At 39.0% G+C, this 12,461-nt stretch carries 10 protein-coding genes; all 10 read right to left on the reverse strand.

What is annotated here, in order from left to right:
* Position 1 precedes the first annotated feature (1 nt).
* Entirely contained in the window at positions 2-1,396 is a 1,395-nt protein-coding gene (gene ftsA / locus GGR22_RS04655; RefSeq protein WP_182492751.1) for a cell division protein FtsA, read from the reverse strand.
* 3 nt (positions 1,397-1,399) lie between these two features.
* Entirely contained in the window at positions 1,400-2,125 is a 726-nt protein-coding gene (locus tag GGR22_RS04660; RefSeq protein WP_182492752.1) for a cell division protein FtsQ/DivIB, read from the reverse strand.
* Positions 2,112-3,461 (reverse strand): UDP-N-acetylmuramate--L-alanine ligase, encoded by a 1,350-nt coding sequence (murC, locus tag GGR22_RS04665; protein WP_182492753.1) that lies wholly within the window; start codon positions 3,459-3,461, stop codon positions 2,112-2,114. Before murC ends, GGR22_RS04660 begins: the two co-directional genes overlap by 14 nt.
* A 50-nt stretch (positions 3,462-3,511) precedes the next feature.
* Positions 3,512-4,615, reverse strand: coding sequence for an undecaprenyldiphospho-muramoylpentapeptide beta-N-acetylglucosaminyltransferase (gene murG / locus GGR22_RS04670; protein WP_182492754.1), 1,104 nt, complete (start codon positions 4,613-4,615; stop codon positions 3,512-3,514).
* Between the two features lie 70 nt (positions 4,616-4,685).
* Positions 4,686-5,999 carry an FtsW/RodA/SpoVE family cell cycle protein gene (locus tag GGR22_RS04675; RefSeq protein ID WP_182492755.1) on the reverse strand — a complete coding sequence of 438 codons (1,314 nt, stop codon included), beginning with the start codon at positions 5,997-5,999 and terminating at the stop codon, positions 4,686-4,688.
* Positions 6,000-6,049: 50 nt separating this feature from the next.
* Positions 6,050-7,387, reverse strand: coding sequence for a UDP-N-acetylmuramoyl-L-alanine--D-glutamate ligase (gene murD, locus GGR22_RS04680; protein WP_121375193.1), 1,338 nt, complete (start codon positions 7,385-7,387; stop codon positions 6,050-6,052).
* The gene (mraY, locus tag GGR22_RS04685) at positions 7,388-8,611 is read right to left on the reverse strand and encodes a phospho-N-acetylmuramoyl-pentapeptide-transferase (RefSeq protein ID WP_121375194.1); all 1,224 of its coding nucleotides are present in this window, start codon (positions 8,609-8,611) and stop codon (positions 7,388-7,390) included.
* 7 nt (positions 8,612-8,618) lie between these two features.
* Entirely contained in the window at positions 8,619-10,082 is a 1,464-nt protein-coding gene (locus tag GGR22_RS04690; RefSeq protein WP_182492756.1) for a UDP-N-acetylmuramoyl-L-alanyl-D-glutamate--2,6-diaminopimelate ligase, read from the reverse strand.
* Entirely contained in the window at positions 10,079-12,076 is a 1,998-nt protein-coding gene (locus GGR22_RS04695) for a penicillin-binding protein (RefSeq protein ID WP_121375195.1), read from the reverse strand. The genes GGR22_RS04690 and GGR22_RS04695 overlap by 4 nt, the downstream gene beginning before the upstream one ends.
* Complete coding sequence (locus GGR22_RS04700; protein ID WP_121375196.1) at positions 12,067-12,414, reverse strand: FtsL-like putative cell division protein; 348 nt, start codon at positions 12,412-12,414, stop codon at positions 12,067-12,069. Before GGR22_RS04700 ends, GGR22_RS04695 begins: the two co-directional genes overlap by 10 nt.
* Between the last annotated feature and the right edge of the window lie 47 nt (positions 12,415-12,461).

Below are 12,461 nucleotides of genomic sequence, written 5' to 3' on the forward strand. Positions count from 1 at the left end.
CCTATTCCGCATTGTCTAAAAACTCCTTAATCTTGTCGATATATTTGTCAAAAAACGACTTTTTCATTCTTCCTTCTGTAGAAACCGTCTTGGCCTGCTCTACTTTTTTAGGAACTTCTTCTTCAATAATTTCTTCCTCGTAATGGTTCGTTTCCGCAACAGCTTCTTTTTGCTGCATCTGAACCGGAACGACCTTTTCAACTTCTGTTTGATTGAACGGAACAGCACTTGTGGTATTATTCCTGATGCTGTTCATCACTAATCCCACAGCTGTTGCATAGAGCGGGCTTGAAATTTCTTCATCCGAATTTCCAGCGAGATGTTCGTTCGGATAACCAATTCTCGTATCCATTCCCGTGATATATTCTACCAATTGCTTGATATGCTTCAATTGTGCTCCACCGCCTGTTAAGACAATACCTGCAATCAGTTTTTTACGTGGATCTTCGTGTCCGTATGATTTGATTTCTGTAAAAACTTGGTCGATAATCTCTACTACACGAGCATGAATTATTTTTGACAAGTTTTTCAACGAAATTTCTTTAGGCTCTCTTCCTCTCAAACCTGGAATAGAAACAATCTCATTGTCTTTATTTTCTCCTGGCCATGCAGAACCGAATTTCACTTTCAACAGCTCAGCTTGTTTTTCAATAATCGAACAGCCTTCTTTGATATCATCGGTAATGACATTTCCACCGAAAGGAATCACTGCCGTATGGCGGATAATTCCATCTTTAAAAATTGCCAAGTCTGTTGTTCCACCACCGATATCGATTAACGCAACACCAGCTTCTTTTTCTTCTTGGCTCAACACCGCGTCGGCTGAAGCTAACGGTTCTAATGTCAATCCGGATAAATCTAGGCCTGAACTTTTGATACATCTTCCAACATTTCTGATTGAAGAAGCTTGGCCTACGACAACATGAAAACTAGACTCTAGTCTTCCGCCATACATTCCGATTGGCTCTTTGATTTCGGCTTGACCATCAATCTTAAATTCTTGCGGCAACACGTGGATAATTTCTTCTCCAGGAAGCATTGCTAATTTGTGCACCTGATTGATCAACAGGTCGATATCATTTTCACTGATTACTTCTTCAGGATTGCTTCTGCTGATGTAATCGCTGTGCTGTATGCTTCTGATGTGCTGTCCGGCAATGCCGACAACAACGTCTTTTATTTTATAACCTGAATCTACTTCTGCTTCGTGTACTGCCTGCTGGATAGATTGAATCGTCTGCGTGATATTGTTTACAACGCCTCTTGCCACACCAAGGCTTTTGGATTTTCCAACGCCCAAAATTTCAAGCTTCCCGTATTCATTCTTCTTGCCAATCATAGCGACAATCTTGGTTGTCCCAATGTCTAAACCTACTGCAATGCTCTCTTTTTCCATATCCTAATTTTTGGTGCACACTACCTGTTGCGTAAACTTCAGATTTACTGTCTTGTATTTATTTATCAAACTGTCTCGAATTGCCTTCTGAAAAAAGGCTTTATAATTCTTGAACTTTTTATCAACATTGATGGTTCTGCCAAAATCGATGACGTAATTAAAATTTCTGTTCATCATTTTTAGGCTACCATTTGGCAAAACCTGTATACCGATGATGTTTTTATGCAAAAACTCATCGTCATAGATGTAACGAAAAACCTCGTTTAGATTTTCATTATTTTTACCGTTAATCCCCCCCGAAACAATTGGAACTCTAGCTGTGAAATTGTCTGACAACGGCATCTTATGTCCTTCGTAATCAATATAAAAAGAACCGTTATCCTCAAACACTCTGGCAACAGGTGTTTTCTGTTTCACGACAGCTTTTAAGACGCCATCAACACTCACAAATACTTCACACTTTTCGATCATATTGTGATTATTGAGAGTTTTCTCCAATTTATTCAAATCTAACTCATCTTTTTGAATGCTCGTAGGGGCTGCATTATTTTCTATTAACAATTTATTAACCGCTTCTTGTGTAATAAACGGACTATTTTCATTGACAAATTCTACTACGGATTTTTTCAATTTTCGCTGTTCATTTCTCTTCGAAGTAAAAGAATACAGGAAAATCACAAGCGCAAACATGAACGCTAATTTGATATTTGTCCAGTTAAACTTTTTCATACAAAGCCTCTTTAATCGGTTTCACCAATTCACCTATATCGCCTGCTCCAATTGTAACGACAACTTTAGCATTGCTTTTCAAAATCTCTGAAATCAGGTCGGTTTTTGATACTAATTTTTTATTCGGATTGCCCATCTTGCTTAAAAGCCATTCAGAATTCACTCCTTCGACTGGCAACTCTCTAGCCGGATAAATATCCAACAAAATCACTTCGTCAAAAGCAGACAAACTTGACGCAAATCCGTCGATAAAATCTTTTGTCCTGCTGAACAGATGGGGCTGAAAAATAGCCAAAACTTTTTCTTCAGGATACAACTCCGTAACCGCTTGATGTACCGCATTTATTTCAGTCGGATGATGTGCATAATCATCGATATACACTACATTTTCTTCTTTAATCTGATAGGAAAATCTGCGTTTTACGCCTTTGAATGTAAATAATGCTTTGGCAATGCTTTCGGTCGGGGTGCCGTAGGTATTTGCCATTGCCAAAGCGATTAAGGCATTTGTCAAATTGTGTTTTCCTGGTAAACTAAATCGTATGTCTTTTATGATTTCTGAAGGCGTCTGCACGTCAAAAACATAAGCGCTATTTTCGATTCTGATATTAAAAGCCTTGTAATCGGCTTCTTCATTAACTGCAACAGAAATCCCTTCTAAAGGCAGTCCTTTTGCAATAAACAAATTGTTTTTATCTTCTACTTTGCCTGCAAATTCAACAAAGGAAGCTTCGATAGAAGCTGTATCTCCATAAATATCCAAATGATCAGCATCCATCGATGTGACGCAGGCAATATTTGGATATAAATGCAAGAAGGAACGGTCAAACTCATCAGCTTCAACAACGGTTACAGTCTTGCCGCTTCCGATTAGGTTGGAATTATAATTTTCTACGATGCCGCCTAAAAATGCCGTAACATCGGCTCCGCTTTCATATAAAATATGTCCTAAAATGCTCGAAGTCGTCGTTTTTCCGTGCGTTCCTGCTACGGCAAAACAGAAGGTATCTTTTGTAATTATACCAAGTACTTCTGCTCTCTTTTTAACTTGGTATTCTCTTTCTAAGAAATAGTTCCATTCCGAGTGCGTTTTAGGCACAGCCGGAGTAATGATTACTAAAGTATTTTCGGAATAATAGTCTTTCGGGATCAAGGAAATACTGTCTTCAAAATGAATTTCGATCCCTAAAGCTTCTAATTCTTTCGTAAGCTCTGTTTCGGTCTTATCATATCCACATACGTTTTTGCCGATGGCTTTGAAATAACGCGCCAGTGCGCTCATTCCGATGCCTCCGATTCCGATGAAATAAACGTTATGTATCTGATTCAAATTCATTTTTTTAGTCTTAATGTTGTAAAGTTTCAAAGTCATAAAGTCGCCAGACTTTACATTTTTTGGCTTTCAACTAATTTTATTATTTCGTCGACAATGTCTTTTGTTGCATTAGGCATTGCCATTTTTTTTATGTTTTCGCTCAAGTTTTCTTGCAGGTTCTTGTCGCTTAAGAGATTGTTGAAAACTGAGGTGAATTTTGTATCCAGCTCGTTTTCTTTTATCATCAGGGCTCCATTTTTATCTACGATTGCTTTTGCATTTTTTGTCTGATGGTCTTCGGCAACATTTGGCGACGGTATAAAAATTACTGGCTTACCCACCAAGCACAATTCCGAAACTGAAGAAGCTCCAGCCCTAGAAATGATGACATCTGCCGCGGCATACACCAAATCCATTCTATCAATAAACGCTGTCACCTGAACATTTTCTTTTTCATTAAAATGCTTGTACTCTTCGATATAAAACTTGCCGCACTGCCAAATAACTTGTACCTCTTGCGAAGAAAAATTCACTAATTCTTTCGCAATCAGTTGGTTTATTCTTCTTGAACCCAAACTTCCGCCAAGCACCAATAACACTTTTTTATCTGGATTCAGCTTGAAATAGTCTCGTGCTTCTTTTTTCTTCCCTTTTATATCGATCAAATCTTGGCGAACCGGATTTCCTGTGAAGACAATCTTATCTTTTGGAAAAAATCGGTCCAGATTTTCATAGGCCACACAAATCTTACTTGCTTTGCTACTCAACCATTTATTTGTGATACCTGGATACGAATTTTGTTCTTGGATTACGGTCGGAATTCCTGCAAAACCTGCAACTCTCAATAGTGGTCCACTTGCAAATCCTCCGGTTCCAATGGCTACATTCGGTTTGAATTTGTTGATAATCGTCCTTGATTTCAACAAACTATCAAAAAGCTTGAATGGGAAAAGCGAGTTATCCAGCGTAAGCCTTCTTTGCAATCCTGAAATCCAAAGTCCTTTTATCGGGTAGCCGGCTTGTGGCACTTTCTGCATCTCCATTTTGTCTTTGGCCCCTACAAATAGGATTTCACAATCTGGGAAACGTTCTTTTAATTCATTTGCAATAGCAATTGCCGGGTAGATATGTCCACCAGTACCGCCACCGCTTAATATGAATTTTAATTTTTGCATTTTTTTAAATCTTTTTTCACTGATTTCATCTGCAAACTGCCATCTGAAATCTTATATCTGCCATCTTAAATTATTTCCCCATCACTGCTTTCATTGGATTGTCGCTTACATCCTCGATTGCATATTGTGGTTCTTTTTCATTTGTGATTTCTTCTTCCTCTTCGACATTTTCACCGTTCATTTCTCTTTCGATCAATCGTTGCAATGCTTCTTCTCTTTGGGCTTTTTCAAGATTTTCTTGAGCAATTTCCTCATCTTTTTTGGTCACGCTGAGAATAATCCCAAGCGACACACAAGTCATCCAAATAGAGCTACCTCCACTACTTATTAACGGCAAAGTCTGTCCTGTTACGGGCAATAATTCAACGGCAACAGCCATATTAATTAGCGCCTGAAATACTATAGGAAATCCTAAGCCGACAACTAATAGTTTTCCAAATAAGGTATTGGCTTTGTGCGATGCAATCAAGAATCGGATGAAAAGCATGATGTATAGGAACATGACGACAACGGCACCAATAAGCCCGTTTTCTTCTACGATAATGGCGTAGATGAAATCGGAAGACGATTGCGGCAGGAAGTTTTTCTGAACGCTTTTTCCTGGACCTAAGCCACGTATTCCGCCAGTAGCTATTGCTATTTTTGCTTTTTCAATCTGATAATTATCTTCGTCTGGTTTGTCGCTCGTAAAGTTTTCAATACGGCTGACCCAAGTGTCAACACGGTTAGGAAAAGCATCTGGAAAAGCTTTTGCCACCAAGATGAAAAAAGTCAATCCAACAACTCCAGCTCCGATTACGATTCCTAGATATTTCAAAGGATATTTGCCCACAAATACCAGCATTACGACCATTGAAAAAATCAGTGCCGCGGTAGAAAAGTTAGCCGGTAAAATCAGCAGTATTATTCCGAATACTGGAAGCCATAATTCGATTACCGATTTTTGGAACGTGTCTTCGACTTCTCGCTTTTTTGCCAGATATCTTGCCACATAAATCATCAGCACCATTGCGGCGAGTGTTGAAGTCTGAAAGCTGATTCCGACAAAAGGAATCTGAATCCAACGGCTGGCATTCGCACCGCCTATTGTTTTTCCTTGGAAAAGCGTGTACAGCAAGAGCAGTCCTACAATCGGAAGGGCAATCATTGAAATCGCCTTGAAATAATGGTATGGTATTTTATGCACCATATAAACAATCAGAAATCCGATTCCTACGTGCGCAAAATGCTTGATCAAAAAGCTTACTGTGTTTCCAGAGCCATTTGCACTATACGCCAAATTACTACTTGCGCTGTAAACAGGCATAAACGAAATCAATGCCAAAAGAGCGATGAACGCCCAGATGACCTTGTCTCCTTTAAGATTGTTTATAAACTCTTTCATAATTCCCTTTCTTTTACTTGTAATTTACTTTCCTGAAAACAGGTTGGCAACTATAAATTTTGAACAGCTTGCTTAAACTGCCTTCCTCTGTCTTCGTAATTTTCGAACAAATCGAAACTTGCGCAGGCCGGCGAAAGCAAAACAGTATCACCTTTTTCTGCCATTCTTTGTGCATATTTTACCGCATCTCTCATATTTTGAGCCTCAATCATTTCATCCACGACATCACCGAAGGCATCAATAATTTTTTTATTGTCAATACCAAGGCAGATGATTGCCTTTACCTTTTCGCGAACCAACGGCATCAATTCTGAATAATCATTTCCTTTGTCAACACCTCCAACAATCCATACGGTTGGCGTATTCATACTATCTAAAGCATAGAATGCGGCATTCACATTGGTTGCTTTTGAATCGTTCACATATTGCACGTTTTGAATTTTAAGCACTTTTTCCAAACGATGCTCCACACCTTGAAAATCAGAAAGGCTTTCACGGATTGTGGATTTCCTGATTCGCAGCAATTGCGCAACTGTTGAAGCTGCCATTGCATTTTTCACGTTGTGTTTTCCTTCTAGGGCTAGTTTGTCTTGTGGCATAACAAATTCTTCGTTATTGATGTTTATATTGATTGTATCTTCTTTTGCATAAGCTCCGTTTTCAATTGTCTTTGTCATTGAAAAGGGCAGCAGCTGCGCTTTTGTCTTGTTCATTTTGAGCCAATTTCCTATGGCTTCGTCGTCGGCGTCATAAATCAGGTAATCTTCTTCTGTCTGGTTTTCGGTAATCCTGAATTTTGAGGCGATGTATTTTCCGTAATCATAATCGTATCGATCTAAATGATCTGGGCTGATATTTGTGATTATGGCAATGTGCGGCTTATAGTCTATAATCCCATCCAATTGGAAACTGCTTAATTCTAAAACATACACATCGTGTTTGTCATCGGCCACCTGCCAGGCAAAGCTTTTTCCGATATTCCCTGCTAATCCTACGTTTATGCCTCCTTGTTTCAGCAGATGATAGGTCAGCATCGTCGTCGTGGTCTTTCCGTTGCTTCCGGTAATCCCAACGGTTATTGCTTTTGTGTACTGGACGGCAAATTCAATTTCGGAAATCACTTTTATTCCTCGTTCCAAAAGTTTTTTTACGATTGGCGATTTATCAGGAATTCCGGGGCTTTTCATCACTACATCTGCATTGAGAATCAAATCTTCTGTATGCTTTTCTTCTTCCCACTTTATACCATGAAGGCCAAGAACTTCTTTATAATTGTTTTTTATTTTTCCGAAATCAGATACAAAAACATCGTATCCTTTTTTCTTTCCGAGAATTGCGGTTCCTACACCGCTTTCTCCTCCGCCTAAAATGACCAATCGTTGTTCCATTTATCTTAATTTTAGGGTTACGATTGACAGAATTGCCAGCAAGATTCCCACGATCCAGAAGCGGGTCACGATTTTACTTTCGTGATAACCCTTCTTCTGGTAATGGTGATGCAATGGCGACATCAAAAAGATTCTCCGGCCTTCGCCGAAACGTTTTTTTGTATATTTAAAATAAGAGACCTGCAGCACGACGGAAAGGTTTTCTGCCAAGAAAATACCGCACAATACAGGAATCATTAATTCTTTTCTAACTGCAATAGCCAAAACGGCGATGATTCCACCAATGGTCAAACTACCTGTATCGCCCATGAATACGGTCGCAGGATAGGTGTTGTACCAAAGGAATCCGACGAGCGCTCCGACAAATGAGGCGATATAAACCGTCATCTCTCCTGAATTAGGGATGTACATTATGTTCAGGTAGTTCGAGAAAATAATGTTACCCGAAACAAAGGTGAAAATACCAAGTGCTATTACGGAAATAGCAGAAGTTCCAGCGGCAAGACCATCGATTCCGTCGGTAAGATTGGCTCCGTTGGAAACAGCCGTAATGATAAAAATCACAACTGGAATAAAAATCAGCCAAGCGTAATCTTTATAGTCATCTCCAGCCCATGAAAGCAATTCTGCGTAATCAAATTCGTTGTCTTTGAAGAAAGGAATTGTTGTTGCTGTCGATTTTTCTTCTAATGGAACTGCAGAAACAGTCGTTTGATTTGTCGCAAAAACATTGGTGTTTCCAGTATCTGTCCGCACGGTTACACTTGGATGGAAATACAGTACTGTCCCGACAATCAGTCCAAGTCCGACTTGACCGATAACTTTGAACCTCCCTTTTAATCCTTCTTTATCTTTTTTGAAAATCTTGATATAATCGTCTATGAATCCGATAGTTCCCATCCAAAGCGTGGTTACAATCAGCAAAAGAATATAGATATTGTTCAATTTGGCCAACAAGAAAACCGGTACCAAAGTGGCAACGATAATAATCAGACCGCCCATCGTAGGTGTTCCCGCTTTTTCGTTTTGTCCAGCAAGACCAAGCTCACGAACGGTTTCCCCTACTTGCTGTCTTCTTAAAAAGTTGATGATCTTTTTACCAAAAACAGTCGAAATCAACAAAGAAAGTATGATAGCCAAACCGGAACGGAAAGTAATATATTGGAAGACCCCAGTTCCTGGGACGTCCATTCGGTCTAAATAATCAAATAGATAGTATAGCATAGTTCCTCTATTTATTCAGTTGTTCTAATAGTTCAGTTACAATTTTCATATCGTCAAAATCATGACGGACTCCGTTGATTTCTTGATAGGTTTCGTGTCCTTTTCCTGCAATCAGGATAATATCGTTTGGCTGTGCCAGCTGGCAGGCTGTTTTAATGGCTTGCTTTCTGTCGACAATCGCTATTGTCTTTTTATAATTTTGAGGCTCTACGCCTTGTTCCATTTCTAAAATAATGGCTTCTGGATCTTCGGTTCTTGGGTTGTCTGACGTTAGAATGGCTTTGTCACTTAATGTTGAAGCAATATTCGCCATAATCGGACGCTTAGTCTTATCTCTATCGCCGCCACAGCCTACAACCGTAATAAGTTGTTCGTTTTTTGTACGGATATCATCGATTGTTTTCAATACGTTTTCCAAAGCATCTGGCGTGTGGGCATAATCTACAACAGCGGTAATGTTTTCTTTGGAAACGATAAATTGAAATCGTCCAGAAACGCTTTCAAGTTCAGAAAGCAATCGTAAGACTTCTAAATTGTCAAGTCCTAATTCGATAGCAGTTCCATATATCGCAAGCAGGTTATAGGCATTGAATGTTCCGATTAGCCTTACCCAGACTTCTTGCTCATTTACTTTCAGCAACAATCCTGACAATTGGTTTTCTAGAATCTGCGCCCTGTAATCGGCGTATGATTTTAAAGCGTAAGTCAGTTTTTTAGCTATCGTGTTTTGCAACATGACCATTCCGTTTTTATCATCAGAATTCACTAAAGCAAAGGCTGATTTTGGCAACTGGTCGAAAAACATCTTTTTGACATCTCTGTATTCTGCAAATGTTTTATGGTAATCCAAATGGTCGTGCGAAAGATTGGTAAAAACGCCTCCTGCAAACTGTAAACCTTCGGTTCTTTTTTGAGCGATTCCGTGAGAGCTGACTTCCATAAAGCAAAATTCTACGCCTACATCGTTCATTTCTTTCAAGAACTTATTGATCGTAATTGAATCTGAAGTTGTCAGCATTGATTTGTATTCTACATCATCTACCACATTTTTTACGGTCGAAAGCAATCCTACTTTATATCCTGCTTTTTTAAATAGCTGAAAAAGCAACGATGCTATGGTTGTCTTGCCATTTGTACCTGTAATTCCGACCAATTTTAAATTTGCGGAAGGATTTCCATAATAGTTAGAAGCAATAAAAGCTAGCGCTCGGTTGGTATCTTTTACTTGGATATACGTCACGCCTTGTGCTATATTTTCTGGAAAAGTATCGCAAATAATAGCCACTGCTCCTTTGTTGATAGCCGTTTCGATATATTCATGCCCGTCTGCTACTGCACCACGGATTGCAATAAAAACGTCGTTCGCTTCGATTTTTCTTGAATCGAAGTCGATCGCGTTAATAGCAATTTCCGTTGAACCTTTTACAGCTTCAATGGCGACTTTATATAATATGTCTTTTAGAATAATCACGATAATTCTAATATTATGGTTCTGTTTTTTACTATTGCTTCTCCAGGCTGGATGGATTGTCTTTTTACTTTACCTATTCCGATGACTTTTACTTTCATCTTTAGGTTTTCAAAAAGCGCTACGGCGTCCATTCCTGCCATTCCGTGAACATTTGGAATCGTTTCTTTTGATACTAAATCAGAATATCTTCCGTAATCTTTGTCTTGGTTGATGCTTTTTTTGTTCAGGTTTTTAATTTCATTGGTCGACGGAACATCGGTAAAAATCTTCTGTGCGATTCTCTTGAAAACCGGACCGGAAACGTCTCCTCCATAAAAGCCTTTGCTTTTACTTGGCTTATGAATGATCACGATACAGGAATATTTTGGCTTGTCGGCTGGAAAATATCCGGCAAAAGACGATGCATAATACATGGCGTCGGTATGTTTTCCTTTAGCATAATCCACCTGCGCTGTTCCTGTTTTTCCTGCCATTGAGAAATCTTTGGAATATAGTTTTGAGCCTGTTCCTTTTTTTACCGTATTCTCCAAAACTTTCCTCACTTTTTTAAGTGTTTCGTCAGAGCAGATTTTCGGATTGATTACTTCTTTGTCAAATTTCTTGATGGTTTTGTTCCATTCTTTGATTTCTTTTACGAAAATCGGCTTCACCATTTCTCCGTCGTTAGCAACAGCGTTGTAGATGGCCAAGCTTTGCAATGGCGTCATGGAAACTCCATATCCGAAAGCCATCCAAGGCAATGATGTCCCGTTCCATCTTTTGGTTCCTGGCTGCGGAATAAATGGCACTCCTTCGCCTTCAAAAGGCAATCCTAATGGTTTGTTTAGCCCCATTCTGTTGATTCGGTCTACAAATTCTCTCGGATTGTCTTTGTAATTTTCATACACGGCCTGCACCATAATCGTGTTGGAAGACAGCTCAAAACCTCTTGCCAAAGAGACTTTTCCGTAACCTCCTTTTTTCGAATCTCTTACGTGTCTATTGTGATAGGTAATATCTCCGCCTCGGCTGTCATACACTTTGCTTGTATCAACTTTTTTATCATCTAAAAGAGCAATCAGGTCGATCAATTTGAATGTTGATCCAGGCTCGTGCGATTCGGCTACAGCATAATTCAATGTTTCGGAATAGCTTCCGTCTTCTACTCTGCCTAGATTTGAAATGGCTTTAACTTCCCCGGTTTTTGTTTCCATTACGACCACACAACCGTGTTCTGCTTCGTAATATTCTAATTGCTTAAGCAACGCATGGTGGGCAATATCTTGTATGTAGACATCAATCGTAGAGATAATATCATAACCGTCTTGAGGCTCTACCTGATTGTTATCGCTGATCGGCTTCCACTGTCCTTTTGCAATTTTTTGTTTCAGTACTTTTCCGTCCTTACCATTGATATAGTTTTTGAACGCCCATTCGATTCCTTTTCCATCTACACCGCCGTCTACATACTCTCTTTCGTATCCGATAGTTCTATTGGCAATCATCCCGATTGGATGTTCTCTTACCGTTTTTTGTTCTGAAATCAATCCACCTTTATTAGCGCCTAAGTTGAATAATGGAAATGTCTTGATTCTCATATATTCTGTGTAGCTCAAGCCTCTTGCCAAAAGCATATACCTGTTTTTATTGGCTTTTGCTTTACGGAACTCGTTCAAATAATGTGAACTTGGTTTGCCCAATAAGACTGAAAGCGAATCGGAAAGCGCTTCAACATTTTTATTAAAATCTTCTTTTTTTGGAGCCACGGCATCAAATCGGATCGTATAATTCGGAATTGATGTCGCTAAAAGACTTCCGTCGGCAGAATACACATTTCCTTTATTAGCAGGAATCACAAAATTTTTCACAGTGCGGTCTTTCGCCAGCTTCCTGTAATAATCGCCTTCCACCCACTGAATGTTCGTGAGCTTTACGAGTATTCCAGTAGCCATTATCACGACTGCAAATGCAACGAGATAAATTCTGTAAGAAATATTTTTTTCTTCTACTGCCATAACTTTTCAAAAAAGCCTTTTTCTTTTTCTTTTAATACTTTAATTTTTTTTGGAGGAACAGAAGAAGGAAAAATTCCCTTGACTTCCATTTTTTCTGAAATCGTCGACTCCATCTTTAATTTCATCAACTCGGAACGCCTGTCGACAAATTCGGAACGGAGTTCTTTCACCTCTTTATCTAATTCTGTAATCCTGTATGTTTTTTGCTCGTAATTGTGCGAATTTGCAATCATGATCAAAGCCAAGATGATCAGGAAAATGATAAACTGCCAGTTTTTTGCCGCATCATCATTGATCAGAAATTTTGCTTTTAATATGCTGTAAATTCCGCCTTTCATGTTTTTAGATTTTAGATTTTAGATTTCTGTTGTTTGCAACCGAAACC

The sequence above is a fragment of the Flavobacterium gossypii genome (assembly GCF_014138495.1).
Taxonomy (GTDB): domain Bacteria; phylum Bacteroidota; class Bacteroidia; order Flavobacteriales; family Flavobacteriaceae; genus Flavobacterium; species Flavobacterium endophyticum.